Genomic DNA, 16,256 nt, shown 5'->3' with positions numbered 1-16,256 from the left:
GGCGGTGTCTGAGTTGGAAGGCGCTATACCCAAGCCCGCGAGCGATGATAAAGAAGAAGACAAGCGAGGCGGTAGAGAAGTTATCCATGGACAAGAGAATAATCTGTAATGCCAGTACAGCTGCCATGGCCGAAAGCCCAAGGATCTTTTCTGGCGACAGTTTGCCGTCAAAATCGAACGGGTGTTTTAAGCTGGTTTTGATATCTTCGATAGAACTGAGGAAACTTTCATACCGTGGCGCTATAAAGAGGCCGATCATCAGGATTTGATGCAGAGCAAGCGGATAGATATCGCCTTTCTCCCATGCTGCACCCATCCACAGAAGTTGCCAGAGGACTGAACCTGTGAGAGACATCCAGCCAAGCCACCACCAGTTCTGATAGCGGACAACCGCCAACGCAGAGGCTGTAATAAAGCTTAGATAGCTGAAAAGAGCCCAGGCGGACGAATTGCCTGTACTGACGAGCATCGGAATGACAAAGGCGCCAGCCATGCCCATAGCGGCAATCAATGGACCCTGAAGCAAGGAAAGTCCCAACCCGGCAATTGCTACGATGGTGAGCAGGACAAAAGCAAAGAGCGGTGAAATAAGATCGTACAGGCCATAGGCGGCGTAGATACTGCCATAGGTGATGGCAAGGCCCGCAGCAGTTAAGGCGGGTGGAACGTGATTGGGTTTGAGCGCAGCGATTGCTTGTTCAATGGGGCGTCTACGTAACCATTCCCCACCAAACATCAGGGATAAACCAAAGAGAACGCCACAGGTAATTCTAAAGCCAGGGGAAAGCAGGTTGTTCTCAATCGAATATTTTATCAGGAAAACGCCGCCGATAATAACGGTCAAACTGCCAAGCCAAACCAGCCACTGACGGGTGAAAGCCTCTTCGAAAGATTTCCACGGGCTTTTGTCGTTGGAATAGCTTTCCATGGCTTCGGCAATGGATCTGGCTGCGACAGGTTGCTTTTCTTGCTGCTCAGCTTGCTGGTTGCCCTGTTTTATGTCTGATGGTTCTTGAGCATCGGCCCCGAGTTGAGAAGCTGCGGTTTCTTCTGAGGACGAACGCTGTTCGTTTGTTTGTCCAGGTTTTTGCAAAGACTCGCTTTGGATGTCTTTAGCTGTATCAAGTGCGCTTTCCTGTGGCGTTGCCACTGGTTTTGCTTCTTGTGACGGTGTCACGGGGTTTTCTATGGTTGTGTCTGGTGCTGTGGCTGGCACAGCTTTTTTCTCAAGGTTTTGTAACTTGAGTTTTAGTGCAACGATCTCACTGCGTAGTCCGCCGATTTTATACAGGGCCACAAAAGCCAGTATCGGACCACCAAAAAGAATGAGAATTCCCAGAAGAACCAGTAGTACTTCGTCCACAATACCCCCTAAACCAGCACAGATAACACGTAAAGCTGGTTGATTTACAACAAAACTCACGGGATCATAGCGTTATCCCTAAGGTAGAGACAACAGGAAGCTGTGACTTATCATAAACTTGGGGGAAATAGACGTCTGATTTTTTGATCTGGCAGGTTTTCCAGACTTAAAAGATTGAGATAGGGATCGCCGGTAATACCAAGAAGTTTGGCAAAAGCAGGTTCAGTTTTTACACCCTGCTGCTTGAGTTCGATCACTCGTTGCGTAAAGCGAGGGCCGAAAAGGGCTAGTAACCGTTTTTCCAAAAGAAAATGGCGGACACCAAACTGTTCGTTTAAGAGCTTGTTTTGAATGAAAAATTCAATGGGCCACCCCATAAAGTTAAAGGATACAAGCACTGTTTTGTAAGCTGGAAAAGAAAGTGTTCTTTGAGATAGATCGGTATGATTAGCAAGTGCTGTTGATAACCTCTGCGCCAAAGCATCAGGGGCAGAGCTGAAACAGGCAATATCAATATCGCTGTCTGCAATATCGATACCCAGAGGCGGTGTACCAATAATCTCGTAATCAACACCCCCGAGAAGTTTTGAAAGGCCCAAGCAGTTCAGAGCTTCGTCATAGCCGGGCTTTTTCTTTGTGGTGTCACCCGTCAATCTCAAACCCTCTGAAGGGCATATCTGAACTTCTACTCAGCCAGTTTGTATCGGGGTAGTCACAAGCACCGTCGATAAGATGCAGCGTGTAGGCCTGTCTGGATTTATCCGACGTATTTGCCCCACTTAGATGTGGAAGCTGTCCGTGGAGAACAATCAATGACCCCTGTTTAACTTCTAGCGGGACGCGGTCTTCCTCGGGCCATACTGTGTCGTTTAGCTTTTCGGTAATGAGCTTTCCATCGGCATTGCGATAATGGCGCTTTTTCAAGGGGGATTTATGATGTCCGGGCAGGCCCCACATGCAGCCGTTCTCGAGGGTGGCATCTTCCATGGCAAACCACATACCGATACAGGAATGGGGTTCTGTATAGAGAAAGGTTGAATCCTGATGGCAAATCACCTCGCCGCCGATACGGGGTTGTTTGAAAATATACATAGATTGGCTTAACAAGGGCTGTGCCATGCCTAGATCCTTGGCAACCTGTGCAAGATCGGGATTGCGGGAAAAAGCTGAAAACACGGGATCAAGATCGTGTTGGGCATGTCCGATCTTGTTGATAGAAAGGGCCTTATCTTGTTTCAACTTACCTTCGGCATCAAAGGCACCTTCTTCGAAGAAGCAGCGAATTTTATCCCCTGATTTTTCGAAATAGTCATTGCCCTCGTGGCTTTTATTGGTTGTCGAAAAGACAGCCCGAAATTCATCGGGATCAAATGCATCTACAATGCTCCCCGCCTGTGTCATCAGCTTTTCACAGGCAGCTTTGGATACAAAGTCTTCCAGAACCAACACACCATTATCATCAAAAAATTGCTTCATTTCAGTGTTAAGAATACCGCCAGCAGGGGCGGCAAACTTTTGTATGGATGAAGTGGTGTTGTTTGTCATGTAAGAGACATCCTATTGCAGAGGGTGTTTATGAGTTCGTCATCTCGTTGGATTAATGATTGGATAAAAAGTCTAGAGATAACAAAGCACTTTGAGTAGAGAAAATTGTGGGCAATTTAAAAATAACCCACAGACAATCTTTGATCCGTGACTTATGATCCAAAAGCTGACAGTTAACTATATAAGTAATGAAGGCCTTTGGGCCAATTGATACAGGGAAAACAGGTATATGACAGACGGTACTAGCAAGAGAAAAAGTAGCTATAACTGGCTAGAATCTCTGATGGTTTATCGTCAGCCACGGGTCATAGGTATGTTGTTTCTTGGCTTTTCTGCTGGCCTGCCTTTGCTGTTAATCTTTTCTACGCTAAATACATGGCTCAGAGATGTGGGTGTTTCCCGTACCGAGATCGGGTTTTTTGCTTGGGTTGGTTTGGCTTTTTCAATCAAAGTTCTCTGGGCACCTTTGGTCGATCACATTGATATTCCCTTTTTATGGCGTTTGGGAAAGCGCCGCTCTTGGATGCTCTTGGGGCAATTTGGTATTATTGTTGGTTTGATTGGTATGGCTTTTACCGATCCAACTGCAAACCTTGCACAAATGGCCGCTTTTTCCGTTGTTGTTGCTTTTTCCTCGGCGACACAGGATATCGGGCTTGATGCCTATCGCATCGAAGCAATGGATACAGAGTACCAAGGGGCTATGTCTGCTAATTATGTCATGGGTTACCGCATTGCTATGCTCGTGGCTGGTGCAGGGTCATTATATTTGGCTGATTTTTATTCTTGGATATTAAGTTATCAGGTCATGGCCCTATTGATGGGGGTCGGTATTATTACCGTATTTGTTATCAAGGAACCGGATAGGGAAGAAGCGCCTGAGGGGATCAAGCCTTTTGACAAATCAAATAGCTATATAGATCAAGCGCAAACAATGGTGTTGAATCCCTTTGTGGATTTCTTCAAGCGTAATGGCTGGATTGGTGGATTTATTCTGGCATTTATTGGTGCCTATAAGATCAGTGATATTATCATGGGGAATATGGCAAACCCTCTTTACATCGATCTTGGGTTTTCGAAGTCTGAAATTGCCAGCATATCCAAAGTGTTTGGTCTGATTATGACAATCTTTGGTGGCTATGTCGGTGGTATGTTACTTATGCGGTTCGGGCTTTTACCTGTTCTGCTTCTTGGGGCGATATTGGTTTGTCTAACAAATGTTCTTTTTGCGATCCTTGCACAGGTTGGCTATTCCCTTGATTTCCTTACATTGACAATTACAGCGGATAACTTTTCTAATGGTGTTGCCAGTGCTGTGTTTATTGCCTATTTGTCCAGCCTTGTTAATAAGAGTTATACGGCGACACAATATGCATTATTTAGCTCGTTTATGACGCTTCCTGGTAAATTTATTTCAGGATTTTCTGGTGTAATTATTGATCACACAGACTATACAACTTTTTTCCTTTATGCAGCTGGAATGGGAATCCCCGCAATTATTATGGTTATCGGGCTGATGATATATGATTCCAGACAGAAATCAGATGAAAATTTGGAAAAACCAACTGTAGAAACGGTTCAGTAAATACTTTTATTAATTACGGGTGGATGAGACCGCTAGCCTTTAACTTGCTTCCTGAAAAGCATCGGGTAGCAGCATACGATCGATAACTTCAGGGTCTTTGATCCCGCGGATTTGCGTAAAGAGGTCTTGAGCTTCTGGGTATTGCAGTTTCAGAAAGTTTAACCATTGCTTGAGGCGCCCGGGGCCGTGTTTATCTGGTACTTCCAACCACATTTCCCTGTAAAACCCACGTAAAACGGGTAAGAATTCTTGCCAAGGCAGGACTGGAGCATTCTGAGGGGTATCATCCCTATCAGATCGGTTATCATATTGGATCAGGCGGGCAAGATCCGGTTTGGCAATAAGACCACGTCCAATCATGACATCGGTGCAGCCACTGATCTCGCGACAGCGTTTATAGTCATTCACTGTGCAAACATCGCCGTTTGCGACCACGTTGATATCAACGGCTTCCCGGATACGGGCAATCCATTCCCAATGGGCCGGGGGGCGATAGCCTTCTACCTTTGTTCGGGCATGCACACAGACTTCTGAGGCGCCGCCTTCTTCGATGGCATGCGCATTTTCCAGGGCTTGTGACTTATCTTCGTATCCCAACCGCATCTTCGCGGTGACCGGAATGGTATCCGGAACAGCAGTGCGGACCGCTTTCACGACATCATAAACAATGTTGGGTTCTTTGAGCAGGACAGAACCGCCTTTGTGAGAGTTAACGCGTTTGGAGGGACAGCCAAAATTGAGGTCGATTGCCGGGGCACCAAGTTTCACCGCGAGTTGGGCGTTCTCGCCCATAACATCAGGGTTCGAGCCAAGTAGCTGAATTGAAATTGGGGTCCCAGCAGCGGTCTTACCTGCGGTTTTAAGTTCTGGGGCAATTTTGTAGAAAGATTTCGGTGGTAAAACGAGGTCATTGACCCGGATAAACTCTGTCACACCCTGATCGATACCCCCGATAGTGGTAAGTATCTGGCGCATTTGTGCATCGACCAGACCTTCCATGGGGGCAAGGATCAGCTTCATGCACAGATCTTTCTGTTTTTACCGGTTCTCAATATCTTTCGCCTGATCTGGATTACCCAAAATCTGATGCCCATATATTTTGCTGCTGTGTACAGGGCAGCGGGGCGGGAGTCAAAACCCATCCGTTTGCCCAATAACCTATCTTAATCGAAATATCAGGAAGCAGGCTTGCCGTTGTATAGAGCGTTTAGTCGCTTGAGTAGGTGATACAGCGTTGTGCTGTCAGCTTCTTCTGTTGGTGGAATGTTCAAATCTTGCTGTGCCTGCAAAAGTGCTCTGGATACATCGGATGTATTTGTTTCGAGGTATTTAAGGTCAACTAACAGACGCTGCACGCTGTTTTGAGGCTGTGAAGTAACATAGGGTGATTTTTGCGGGGCAGCGGGGTGCGGGCTAAGATTCCAGCTTTGATAGGTTTGATCTGCGATGACATTGCTTGGTGCGAGAACAAGTCCTTGATCCGTAATAGAAAAACGATTGAGTGGACCTTCGTTCCGTGAGGGGCACGAGGTCGATCTGGCGGTGTTTTGATTACAGAAGGGAAACAAGGCCTGTATGTGTTCCCATCCCCTACGGTAGCCAGCTTCGATGATTAAGTCGTTGGGGTGTGTCTGGCTTGTAACGCCAGCCCAACCGGTATAATTGCCAAGTGGGTTGTTTAACTCGATCAAAGCCCAGTTATTCAACAAAGATTTCAAACTTTTGTTTGCAGGGGTAAAGCCTTGAGAAATTTGATAGCTCTTAACTACCGATGAAATTGTTGAATCATCTCGCTGATATCCTGCAACAAAAACCATTTCCTTCGGTTGGAACCAACGGCTTTCAATAAGATCGTAGAGACAGGATGCGGGGGCGAGAAGTTTACGCGAACTAACCATTGTGCCATTGCAAAAATGACGCCCCGCAACATTAAGCCGTCCAAGCGTGCTCCAAGGATATTCACGGGCTTCGAGCAAGGCAAAATTTTTGCCCACCAAAAAGCCGGGATTGGCCTGTTGTATTTTCTCAGTTGTATTTGTTGATGATGATGTTGTTGCCTGTGATGGTGTTTGCTTTTGTTGGGCACTGCATCCGGCAAGGATAACAATCATAGTGATCAAGAGAGCGCGGAATCTACCAGATATCATTGTTGTTATCCCTTTAGACATCAGACGTTATTGTTGACTATCGCAGTTTGGATGGGAAAAGGGCACTAATTTTCTGAACCTCCTACGATCAACTGTTCTTTAAAATATCCAACCTATTAAAACGTATCGCAACCCTTTCCCCAAAAACACGAGGGGTAAAAAAAGAATAAATCTAACCCTCAGAACCCCTGCTGCAAAAGTGAGAGGATCACCTATTACCGGAACCCAAGCTAGTAGTAGAGAGAAAGTACCGTATTTTTGAAACCATTTTGAGGCTTTGTTTAATTGGTGTGTTGAAAAGGGGAACCACTTGCGATTTGACCAATGTAAAAGGTAAAGGCCTAGCCACCAGTTCACAACAGCGCCGAGGGTATTTCCTGTTGTTGCAATGAGCACCAAAAGCCATTTTGAATGTTCCCCAGAATGCAAAGCTGTTGCCAGCATTACTTCGGAAGAGAAGGGGAGTATTGTGGCGGCTAAAAAAGCACCTGTAAAAAGACTAAAAAGCGTGAACATATCAAAATGTCTTAAATCGTAGCGTCGGTCGTAAAAAAAGGCTGCCAAAAGGCAGCCTTAATCTGATGACCAAATAAAATGGCCTTAGTCTTTTTTCGGACTTGGTATCGCGATGACGTTGAAACCTGCATCAACGAAGTGCACTTCACCAGTCACACCAGCTGAAAGGTCTGATGCAAGGTAAAGACCTGCGTTTCCAACCTCTTCCAAAAGCACATTGCGCTCAAGCGGAGAGTTATCACGTGTAAAGCCATAGGTATACTTGGCATCTGCAATCGCAGAGCCTGCAAGTGTACGCATTGGACCTGCAGAAATTGCATTAACGCGTGTTCCTGTTGGGCCAAGATCGGTTGCAAGGTACCGCACAGACGATTCCAGAGCAGCTTTCGCAACACCCATAACGTTATAGTTAGGCGTGACGCGTTCGGACCCAAGATATGTCAGGGTAATCAGGCTACTGTTTTCGCTCAAGAACGGTGCCGCTTTTTGTGCGACAGCAGTAAAAGAATAGCAGGATATAGACATGGTATTACGGAAATTTTCCCGTGTTGTATCTACATAACGTCCTTTGAGTTCTTCTTTGTCAGAATAGGCAATTGCGTGGACAACAAAGTCCAGGCTTCCCCATTGTTCCTTGAGGGTTGCGAAAACATTTTCCAATGCATCACCGTCCTCAACATCACAAGGAAGAACCAGATCTGATCCCAATGATTCTGCCAGAGGTTCAACTCGCTTTTTAAAGGCGTCACCTTGGTAGGTGAAAGCGAGTTCTGCCCCTTGGTTATGTAACGCTTGAGCAATCCCCCAGGCGATGGAATGGTTGTTCGCGACGCCCATAATTAAGCCGCGCTTTCCATCCATCAATGCCGTTGTCATCGTCACGTTTCTACCTTTCGTCTAATACTGCTATTCGAAGCTTTGTTCTTTGCGAGGTCCTGTTTTTATTATCAGGCTTACTCGCTCAGGCGTTTGAAGATTACCGATGCGTTCGTGCCACCAAAGCCAAAGCTGTTGGACATAACGCAGTCGATTTCCTCGTTGTCTCTTCTTTCAAGGAGAATTGGCATACCTTGAGCTTCGGGATCGAGGTTTTCGATATTTGCAGATGCACACAGGAAATTGTTGTCCATCATAAGCAGTGAGTAAATAATTTCTTGAACGCCGGTCGCCCCCTGAGAGTGGCCGGTTAGGGACTTTGTTGACGAAATCCAAGGCGTTTCCTGTCCCTCGAAGGTTTCCTTGATTGCATTAAGCTCGGTACCATCCCCAACTGGCGTGGAAGTACCGTGAGCGTTGATGTAGTTAACTTTGGTATTGCCAGCTTCGGCAAGAGCAAGTTTCATACAACGAACAGCACCTTCACCAGATGGCGCAACCATATCAGCGCCATCAGATGTTGCGCCATAGCCAGCAAGCTCACCATAGATTTTTGCGCCACGTGCTTTGGCATGTTCATATTCTTCAAGAACGACGACACCAGCACCACCGGATATGACAAAGCCATCACGGTCAGAATCGTATGCGCGAGATGCTTTGGTAGGGTCGTCATTATATTTGCTGGAAAGGGCGCCCATAGCATCAAAAAGAACCGTGAGCGTCCAATGAAGTTCTTCTCCTCCACCCGCAAAAACGATGTCTTGTTTGCCCATTTGGATAAGCTCTGCGCCATTCCCCACACAGTGTGCTGATGTAGAGCACGCAGAGGTAATGGAATAGCTGTGGCCTTTGATTTTAAAGGCAGTTCCCATATTTGCGGAGTTTGTTGAACCCATGCATCGTGGCACCATATAGGGACCGACGCGTTTTGGGCTTTTCTGACGCGTGATATCCGCCGCGGCTACCTGATTGGATGTAGAAGAACCACCAGAGCCCATAACGAGACCTGTTCTGATGTTAGATACCAGATCATCTCCAAGACCAGCGTCTTCGATGGCCTCTTTCATCGCAACATAGTTATAGGCAGAACCATCGCCCATGAAGCGACGCAGCTTTCTGTCTACTAAAGAATCAAGATCGATATTGATGGATCCGTGAATATGGCTGCGAAAGCCCAGCTCGGCATAGGTTTCGCAATATTCAATACCTGATCGACCTTCTTTCAAAGAATCGATTACTTCTTCTTTGTTGTTGCCAATGCTGGAAACAATTCCAAGTCCGGTGACGACTACGCGACGCATCTGTCGTATCCCTTCTTTACAAGCCAACCTAAATTGATAACGGCGGCAATAATTAATGTACTGGCTTAAGAGTCAGATTGAAACAAACCAACTTTCATATCTTTGATCTCGAACGCAACATCATCATCAGCCATGATGATACCGTCAGAGACGCCCATAACCAGTCGGCGATTTATGACTCGCTTCATATCAACTTTATAGGTCACTTTTTTGACAGATGGGGTGATCATGCTTTTTAGCTTAACTTCACCAACACCAAGTGCACGACCTCTACCAAGAGCGCCAGTCCATCCTAGGAAAAATCCAGTCATTTGCCATACGGCATCAAGGCCAAGGCAGCCAGGCATAACCGGGTCACCTTCGAAATGACAGCCAAAAAACCAAAGATCAGGCTTAATGTCGAATTCTGCAATTATCTGACCTTTGCCGTGTTCACCACCATCGTCGTTAATGGTTGTTATGCGGTCAAACATCAGCATTGGAGGTAAAGGTAACTGGGCATTTCCAGGACCAAAGAGTTCACCACGTCCACAAGATAGAATTTCTTCATAGGAGTAGCTGTTCTGGCGTTCGCTCAAAGGTTTATCCACCGTCTTTTATGTTGTTATCCGAACATCAGCTCTAATCGGCCGAATCCGGCGTGACTATAGCACAGGCACACCATGTCCTGGCAATGTTCTTCAAGTTGTAACAGCTCGTTTTATTAAGGAATTTTATATTCCTTGTCACGAGAAGCGATCTATTTCCCTGACATGTGCTGTTTCTATAGGAAAAGATCAATCAAAAACTGAAACAATTTGAAACATTTGATAATTATTGTCTGAATTCTCGCCCTTTTGATCAATAGAGTAAAAAAGTTTTTTTGCTGAGTTTTAGAAAGTAATTCTGGTTATCGACGATGAAAAGGTGGTGAAAAATAGCTATTGGCAAAGGAAAACAGCGCGTTTTGTGGATTTTTTCCTTTAATAGCGCTGAAACTGCCTTATATTGAAGGTATGGAAAAGATACGCCCTTATACAGAATTGATTGATACCCTCAAAGGTGCAGGCCTGCGGCCTACACGACAACGACTAGCGCTGGCCAAGTTATTGTACTCTCGCGGGGATCGTCATATATCTGCTGAGCAACTTCATGTCGAAGCAATGGACGCCAAGGTGTCCGTCTCTTTAGCGACAGTATATAATACGCTTCATCAGTTTCATGATGCAGGGCTTCTTAGGGAAGTTTTGGTTGAAGCCGGGCGGTCTTACTTTGATACTAACATTAGTGACCATCATCATATCTTCTATGAAGAGACTGGTGAATTGATTGATATCGATAAAGAGACAGTCCAGTTCAAAAATCTGCCCAAGCTTCCAGAAGGTAAAGCTATTTCGAGGGTAGAGGTCGTTGTTCATGTGGTTGATCTTGATGAAAAAGGCAAATCCATTTAACGGATTATGCTTTAAATTTCCCGATGTTAGATTTCATTCTCAACAGCTAGTCACTACTGCATAGGCTACGGTGTGCAGACTGTTTTCGTGCATGTATAAAACGCTACTGATCATCAAGCCTCTATTGACGTGCAGAACGTAACATCATTGGTTTTTGAGTTAATCAAAAACTTCCCCTTGGTATGAGCCATAGAGAGATTTCCGTTGTAGCCACCCTGAAATATCGTTGATTTCTACTTGGCACCAGTCGTCAATATTACAGGATTCTAGCTCACCAATCACACCTGCTTCTGCCTGTACAACGGGTCGGCTAGTTGTTTCTGGGTCATCGTAAATAGTTCGAACAGCGCCCGTAACCATCATACTTCTTTGACCCTTAAGCATGGATTGGTGTACCCAGCCTATTGTTCCCTGCCAATCACGGATTTGCCGCCAAGTATCAAACTCATCAATGATTTCGACTGGTAGCCGCCGCCGTTGATAAATCCATTGAATTGGATACCGGGAACCAGGGCCTGCGCGCATGTTGACTTTACCAGATCGAAAGCTCACAAACCGGGGAAGGGGTAATCCGCTTGGTCCAATTTTTCTCTGTACCTGATCTCCTGAGGCTGTGCCAAGAGTTTGTGCTTGGATGCTGTGAGTAAGGAACTGGGTACAAAGTACCATTCCCATAATTCCTATGGCGCCGATTATTCTTGGCCCCAGAGAAAGTCGGGAAAGCCGGAGCGCCGATTTTTTGTCCCCTGAAAAAGGCAGACGCATCAAACTTTTTTTCATGCTGAAATTTCAATTATATCTAAATAGCTCGCGAAGTGTTTGAGAGATTACCTTCCTAATTCTGTGCTGGCTAGAATTTATCGAAACAACTGTTTCTCTCTCTTGGCAAAGACCTTATTCGCAGCATAGACTAGGGAAGATAAAACAAGACCGTTAACTCTCAAATAATAACGGCTTGTCGTAAAGGACCAGCGACGGGGATCCCATAGGCACATGACACAGAAAAAACCCCTAGTAATTGTTACACGGCGGCTTCCGGATGCGATTGAAACCCGGATGATGGAACTGTTTGATTGTCGTTTGAATCTTGACGACAAACCGTTCTCCCAAAAAGAGTTGATTGCGGCTGTTAAAGAGGCCGATGTTCTGGTGCCAACAGTTACAGATCGGGTTGATGCAGGGGTTCTTGCTCAAGCGGGACCGAATCTGCGACTGATCGCTTCTTTTGGAACAGGCGTGGATCATATTGATCTTAAAACCTGTCGTCAGCGGGGTATTACTGTCACAAATACACCGGGTGTTTTGACCGAAGATACCGCCGATATGACAATGGCCCTTATTCTGGCTGTTTCTCGCCGTATCACCGAGGGTGTCAAATTAATCAAATCTGGTGAATGGAATGGATGGAGCCCGACAGGGATGTTGGGGCATCGGATGTGGGGTAAACGTCTGGGCATCATCGGGATGGGGCGTATTGGTCAGGCTGTTGCCCGCCGTGCAAAGGGTTTTGGTCTCTCAATCCATTATCATAACAGACGCAAAGTGCATCCGGATATTGAGAACGAGTTGGAAGCAACCTACTGGGAAAGTTTGGATCAGATGCTTTCCCGCATGGATATTATTTCTGTGAACTGCCCGCATACACCTGCGACTTTTCACCTGTTATCCAGCCGACGTCTTAAGCTTTTGAATGACCGTGCGATCATTGTGAACACCAGTCGCGGAGAGGTCATTGATGAAAATGCTTTGGCCCGTTTGATCAAATCAAGAGACATCGCGGGTGCAGGGTTGGATGTTTTTGAACAAGAACCTGCTGTTAACCCGAAATTACAGGCCAGTGATAATGTCGTTCTGTTACCGCATATGGGGTCCGCGACCATTGAAGGTCGTCAGGATATGGGGGAAAAAGTCATTATCAACATCAAAACTTTTGTTGATGGGCATACACCGCCTGACCGTGTTGTTGAGGCCATGTTCTAAGTAAAAGAGGAGCTTTCGGGGTCCTTTTCTGTATAGGCTGGCAGGCAAAAAGATCTAAACTTTAAAGGCTTGTGATTTTTGCATGACTGAATTGAGTTGAATGTAGTTGCTCGATTCGTTTTCTTGATTTAAGATTCAGTTAACTAATTTTTAGGCTCAGAGTTTGTTCCCGAATTTGTTTGGGAAAGTACATTAGTAATCTTGCTTATTTGCAGGGGACTCCGAGTTCATAGTAGAGTCAAAGTCTGGGTTAATCGTTCGATCTCCAAATCAGACGTACCTGGAACAAAAGGCAGAGTTGAGAAATCAACTCTGCCTTTTACTTTTTAAATCTAACTTTAGAAGTAAATTTATTCAGGGCGTATCGGTTAACGGTGTGATTTATTGGGTGATTTACTGGGTTCTTTTAAGAGCTATCCACTGATCAACAGCGAGGCCGTATTTCGTTAAGACAGGTCCAACCTTGCTGTGCTGATTCAATTCATTTTGCCAGGTAATAAATTTGTCTGGGAATGTGAAATCTACACTGCTTTCAATGAACATTTTCTGCGCAAGTAACAGGCTTGGCGCATATCCGCAATCAGCTAGGCTTATGTCTTCTCCTGCTATGAAGGGGTGAAAACTGCCAAGCTGGATCAAAAGATCTAATTGTTGGGAAAGTGAAGATTTTGTTGTTTCGATAAACTCGATGTCTCTTTGTGTTGGCGCCATATGTTTAAAAAGAGACCTTATCAGCGGCTCAATCTTCAAGTCATGTAACCGAGCCAACATTCGCACTTTAGCGCGGTCTTCTATGGTGTGAGGTAGCAAGGTTTGTTGCGGGTATTCCTCTTCCAGATATTCACAAATACTGTCTGATTCACTTAGAACAAAATCCCCATCAACTAGGGCAGGAACGGTACCTGCAGGAACAATAGATTTGTACTCAGCCGAGCCATAACCAGACGGGGGCAGACGAACCTCGGCTGAAAGGCCTTTTAATGTCAGAACAATTTCAACTTTAGTGCAAAAGTTGCTGACTGGAACAGCGTAAAAAATCATGGCGAATTTACTTCTTAGGACCGACGACAAGAATAACGAACCGCGAACAGCCCGTTATTTCATAGAGATATGGAGACTGGTTTATTCAGCTAATTTCCATTTTACGGCAAGCTTGTTGAAAAAGCCTTGAGTCTTTTTAAGCTGGATCCAATGGTTGAGGTAGTTGATCCATACTTGATCGTCTTGGGAAATTAGCATTGCGAGTGGTGTAGGTGAACGTGCTTCTTTCACAGGTACAATGGCCATTTGCTCATATTTTTGAACGAGAGTAGCCGCTTCAACGTTGGAGGTAATGTGTACCATCGCGCGACCAGATAGAACTTCTTGAAAATCGCGTGCGGGGGCTTCAACAGACTTTAGTTGGGCCAGGGGGAAATACTCTTTGGCTTGTTGCTCTTGCACGGTGCCAAGAGTAGTTGCTACTGACACATCAGTCTTGTTGATGTCATCCCAGGAATTGAATTTATCGAGATGCTTTTTCAGTGTTAGCGGCACGGTTCCGACGTTGTAATAGCTGTCGGTATAGCCAGCAACGGCCATGCGTTTTGGATTTAGAGAGGCAGATGTTGTCATGTCGTACTTATTGGCAACGACACCGTTGATCAGTGTTTTCCAATCCGTGGGAACAAAGGTCAGTTTGACGCCCATGTCTTTGGCCAACTCGGTGACAACGTCGATATCAAAACCTTCGTAGTTACCTGTTGTCGTGTTTTTGATAGTCATGGGGTTCCAGTCCCCAGTGGTGCCAACTCTTAACTCTCCAGAGCTGAGAATTTTGTTCAGGCGTGATTCATCGGCGGCATGCGCAGATGTAAAAAGTCCAACAGTTAAAAGGGTAACTGTGGCGAGTAGTGTCTGAATTTTAAGCATGAGAATTCCGGTTTTACGGCTATTTCAAAGATGGGTTCGGGCGTAAGTGTAGAACAGTTGAATATTTTGCACCAGTTCAAAGGCAGGCGTGGAAGATCGGCTTGCTTCAAAGTTTTGTGAACAGAGGTTGGGCCGTCGCTTCCTTCTGGTCAGGAAAGATAGACAATCCGATCGGCAATGGCATCAGCATCTTCTTTCAGGTGTGTCACCATCAATGTTAAGAGGGCATGATCTTTGTGCAGTTCCTTTACAAGCCTAAGCATTTCTTTCCGCAAATCCTGATCAAGGGCGCTGAAAGGTTCATCCAGCAATAAAATCGGTCTTCGTCTGACCAAGCATCTCGCGAGCGCTACGCGTTGCCGTTGTCCGCCTGATAATTCGGCAGGAAGACGTTTCCCCAATCCTTTAAGGCCGACATCATTGAGTGCTTTTGTTATCTGGCCTTTGTTTTGATTTGTCAGGCGTAATCCGGGATGAATACCCAAGCCAATATTTTCTTCGGCCGTCAAATGGGCAAACAGATTGTGTTCTTGAAAGAGACTTGTGGTTGGACGTTCTGACGGTGATAGGGTGTTTAGCTTTTTGCCTTCAAACTTGATGGTGCCTGAAGCGGGGTTTTCAAAACCCGCAATTAAGCTCAGAAGAGTTGACTTTCCGACACCTGAGGGGCCTAGAATTGCGACGAGTTCATTTGGCTCTATCCTCAAATCAAAATCCAAAACCTCTTCACTGCCGTGATGCTGATAGGACAGTTTCTCAATACTCAATCCCTGGAATGCTTCGTGACCATTTGTTTTCTGATCCCGTGCTTTTGGGGCAGATGCTTTCTGGTCAGGTATTTTTTGATCATCAGGCACAGTGCATAGCCTTTTTGCTGGTTTTTAAGGTCGAGAGGGAGAAACCTTTCCCAGATATGGCGCGTTCTATAAAAATAAAGAGCATCAGGCTTTGTAGGCAAAGAAACAGGGCTGTAATAGCTGCGTCATCCAATCGGTAGCTGCCCATTTTCTGAAACATTAAAAGAGGCAAGGTTGTAAAATCCTGAGTTCCAAAAAGGGCGATGACACTTAAATCACCCGTTGAGAGTGCAACGGATAATCCCAAAGCCAATCCCAGCGCTTTTCTGTTCTGGGGCCAGTCGACAATACGTATGCGATTAAGTCCCGTAATGCCCAGGTTATCACATAGATGATCGCTTTTCTGTGCTGAGGTTTCAAAGGCAGGAACAAGGATTCTCAGTATAAAGGGTAATGTCATCAAGGCATTAACAATGATCACCAGAAAAGGTGCCAAAACTGTCAGGCTGGTAGCTGCTCTGAAGGTAATAAATAACCCGGTTGCCAGGACAAAAGGCGGGAGAAGCAGAATAATACTTCCGGATAAATCCGTCATTGTCGCAAAGGGTGAAGCTAAGATGTACCTGCCCAGACGATAAGGCGATTGTAAGCTCCGCAGCATCAGCGCGATACCTATGGCAAGTATGAGTGCGATACAGCCTGCTGTTAGTGATATGAGCAGACTGTTGAACGAAGCTATCCATAATTTTTCATCTGTTATGACGGCTATTAAGCGAGGAGAAAAGGCTTTCCAGATCGTTGC

17 protein-coding genes are annotated in these 16,256 nt (G+C 45.6%); 3 read left to right on the top strand and 14 right to left on the bottom strand.

Going from position 1 to position 16,256, the window contains the following annotated elements:
* From Q0241_RS15530 to Q0241_RS15520, 3 genes are all read right to left on the bottom strand, one after another.
* On the bottom strand, positions 1 to 1,423 hold a 1,423-nt coding region (locus Q0241_RS15530; RefSeq protein ID WP_299379086.1), incomplete at its 3' end, for a DUF2339 domain-containing protein.
* Positions 1,424 to 1,473: 50 nt separating this feature from the next.
* Positions 1,474 to 2,016: a DUF4269 domain-containing protein gene (locus Q0241_RS15525; protein ID WP_299379084.1), complete on the bottom strand. Its 543-nt coding sequence runs from the start codon at positions 2,014 to 2,016 to the stop codon at positions 1,474 to 1,476.
* The gene (locus Q0241_RS15520; protein WP_299379082.1) at positions 2,006 to 2,908 is read right to left on the bottom strand and encodes a phytanoyl-CoA dioxygenase family protein; all 903 of its coding nucleotides are present in this window, start codon (positions 2,906 to 2,908) and stop codon (positions 2,006 to 2,008) included. The genes Q0241_RS15525 and Q0241_RS15520 overlap by 11 nt, the downstream gene beginning before the upstream one ends.
* 229 nt (positions 2,909 to 3,137) lie before the next feature.
* Here Q0241_RS15520 and Q0241_RS15515 point away from each other — a divergent pair, with 229 nt between their 5' ends.
* Positions 3,138 to 4,493, top strand: coding sequence for an AmpG family muropeptide MFS transporter (locus Q0241_RS15515; RefSeq protein WP_299379081.1), 1,356 nt, complete (start codon positions 3,138 to 3,140; stop codon positions 4,491 to 4,493).
* A 39-nt stretch (positions 4,494 to 4,532) separates the two neighbouring features.
* On the opposite strand, the gene Q0241_RS15510 is transcribed toward Q0241_RS15515, so the two are convergent.
* The 6 genes from Q0241_RS15510 to fabA all read right to left on the bottom strand — a co-directional run bounded on the left by Q0241_RS15510 (position 4,533) and on the right by fabA (position 9,911).
* Entirely contained in the window at positions 4,533 to 5,513 is a 981-nt protein-coding gene (locus Q0241_RS15510) for a tRNA-dihydrouridine synthase family protein (protein ID WP_299379079.1), read from the bottom strand.
* 155 nt (positions 5,514 to 5,668) lie between these two features.
* Positions 5,669 to 6,640: a serine protease gene (locus Q0241_RS15505; RefSeq protein WP_299379077.1), complete on the bottom strand. Its 972-nt coding sequence runs from the start codon at positions 6,638 to 6,640 to the stop codon at positions 5,669 to 5,671.
* A gap of 99 nt (positions 6,641 to 6,739) precedes the next feature.
* Entirely contained in the window at positions 6,740 to 7,204 is a 465-nt protein-coding gene (locus Q0241_RS15500) for a YqaA family protein (RefSeq protein ID WP_299379075.1), read from the bottom strand.
* A gap of 36 nt (positions 7,205 to 7,240) precedes the next feature.
* Positions 7,241 to 8,017, bottom strand: a complete 777-nt coding sequence (locus Q0241_RS15495; protein ID WP_299379087.1) for an SDR family oxidoreductase — start codon at positions 8,015 to 8,017, stop codon at positions 7,241 to 7,243.
* 92 nt (positions 8,018 to 8,109) lie between these two features.
* Positions 8,110 to 9,333 carry a beta-ketoacyl-ACP synthase I gene (fabB, locus tag Q0241_RS15490; protein WP_299379073.1) on the bottom strand — a complete coding sequence of 408 codons (1,224 nt, stop codon included), beginning with the start codon at positions 9,331 to 9,333 and terminating at the stop codon, positions 8,110 to 8,112.
* A 65-nt stretch (positions 9,334 to 9,398) separates the two neighbouring features.
* Complete coding sequence (gene fabA, locus Q0241_RS15485; protein ID WP_299379071.1) at positions 9,399 to 9,911, bottom strand: bifunctional 3-hydroxydecanoyl-ACP dehydratase/trans-2-decenoyl-ACP isomerase; 513 nt, start codon at positions 9,909 to 9,911, stop codon at positions 9,399 to 9,401.
* A gap of 417 nt (positions 9,912 to 10,328) precedes the next feature.
* Here fabA and irrA point away from each other — a divergent pair, with 417 nt between their 5' ends.
* Positions 10,329 to 10,766 (top strand): iron response transcriptional regulator IrrA, encoded by a 438-nt coding sequence (gene irrA, locus Q0241_RS15480; RefSeq protein WP_299379069.1) that lies wholly within the window; start codon positions 10,329 to 10,331, stop codon positions 10,764 to 10,766.
* 159 nt (positions 10,767 to 10,925) lie between these two features.
* On the opposite strand, the gene Q0241_RS15475 is transcribed toward irrA, so the two are convergent.
* Complete coding sequence (locus Q0241_RS15475) at positions 10,926 to 11,546, bottom strand: SH3 domain-containing protein (protein ID WP_299379067.1); 621 nt, start codon at positions 11,544 to 11,546, stop codon at positions 10,926 to 10,928.
* Positions 11,547 to 11,759: 213 nt separating this feature from the next.
* On the opposite strand from Q0241_RS15475, the gene Q0241_RS15470 reads away from it, so the two are divergent.
* Positions 11,760 to 12,746 carry a D-glycerate dehydrogenase gene (locus Q0241_RS15470; protein WP_299379065.1) on the top strand — a complete coding sequence of 329 codons (987 nt, stop codon included), beginning with the start codon at positions 11,760 to 11,762 and terminating at the stop codon, positions 12,744 to 12,746.
* Between the two features lie 393 nt (positions 12,747 to 13,139).
* Here the strand turns inward: Q0241_RS15470 and Q0241_RS15465 are convergent, their stop codons facing one another.
* The 4 genes from Q0241_RS15465 to Q0241_RS15450 form a co-directional block, all read right to left on the bottom strand.
* Positions 13,140 to 13,787 (bottom strand): glutathione S-transferase family protein, encoded by a 648-nt coding sequence (locus Q0241_RS15465; protein WP_299379063.1) that lies wholly within the window; start codon positions 13,785 to 13,787, stop codon positions 13,140 to 13,142.
* An 81-nt stretch (positions 13,788 to 13,868) separates the two neighbouring features.
* Positions 13,869 to 14,657: a transporter substrate-binding domain-containing protein gene (locus tag Q0241_RS15460; protein ID WP_299379061.1), complete on the bottom strand. Its 789-nt coding sequence runs from the start codon at positions 14,655 to 14,657 to the stop codon at positions 13,869 to 13,871.
* Between the two features lie 149 nt (positions 14,658 to 14,806).
* Positions 14,807 to 15,514 (bottom strand): thiamine ABC transporter ATP-binding protein, encoded by a 708-nt coding sequence (gene thiQ / locus Q0241_RS15455; protein ID WP_299379059.1) that lies wholly within the window; start codon positions 15,512 to 15,514, stop codon positions 14,807 to 14,809.
* Positions 15,507 to 16,256: hypothetical protein (locus Q0241_RS15450; RefSeq protein ID WP_299379057.1), on the bottom strand; the 750-nt coding region annotated here is incomplete at its 5' end. The genes Q0241_RS15450 and thiQ, both read right to left, overlap by 8 nt.

The sequence above is a fragment of the uncultured Kiloniella sp. genome, assembly GCF_937128705.1.
GTDB lineage: Bacteria > Pseudomonadota > Alphaproteobacteria > Kiloniellales > Kiloniellaceae > Kiloniella.
Note: the sequence above shows the minus strand (reverse complement) of the source record. Positions and strands in the feature narration are given on the sequence as shown.

Excerpts from the sequence above, each read along its gene's own strand:
- Q0241_RS15520 (WP_299379082.1), bottom strand. The coding sequence starts at position 2,908 with ATGACAAACAACACCACTTCATCCATACAAAAGTTTGCCGCCCCTGCT.
- Q0241_RS15515 (WP_299379081.1), top strand. The coding sequence starts at position 3,138 with ATGACAGACGGTACTAGCAAGAGAAAAAGTAGCTATAACTGGCTAGAA.
- Q0241_RS15510 (WP_299379079.1), bottom strand. The coding sequence starts at position 5,513 with ATGAAGCTGATCCTTGCCCCCATGGAAGGTCTGGTCGATGCACAAATG.
- Q0241_RS15505 (WP_299379077.1), bottom strand. The coding sequence starts at position 6,640 with ATGATATCTGGTAGATTCCGCGCTCTCTTGATCACTATGATTGTTATC.
- Q0241_RS15495 (WP_299379087.1), bottom strand. The coding sequence starts at position 8,017 with ATGGATGGAAAGCGCGGCTTAATTATGGGCGTCGCGAACAACCATTCC.
- fabB (WP_299379073.1), bottom strand. The coding sequence starts at position 9,333 with ATGCGTCGCGTAGTCGTCACCGGACTTGGAATTGTTTCCAGCATTGGC.
- irrA (WP_299379069.1), top strand. The coding sequence starts at position 10,329 with ATGGAAAAGATACGCCCTTATACAGAATTGATTGATACCCTCAAAGGT.
- Q0241_RS15475 (WP_299379067.1), bottom strand. The coding sequence starts at position 11,546 with ATGAAAAAAAGTTTGATGCGTCTGCCTTTTTCAGGGGACAAAAAATCG.
- Q0241_RS15470 (WP_299379065.1), top strand. The coding sequence starts at position 11,760 with ATGACACAGAAAAAACCCCTAGTAATTGTTACACGGCGGCTTCCGGAT.
- Q0241_RS15465 (WP_299379063.1), bottom strand. The coding sequence starts at position 13,787 with ATGATTTTTTACGCTGTTCCAGTCAGCAACTTTTGCACTAAAGTTGAA.
- Q0241_RS15460 (WP_299379061.1), bottom strand. The coding sequence starts at position 14,657 with ATGCTTAAAATTCAGACACTACTCGCCACAGTTACCCTTTTAACTGTT.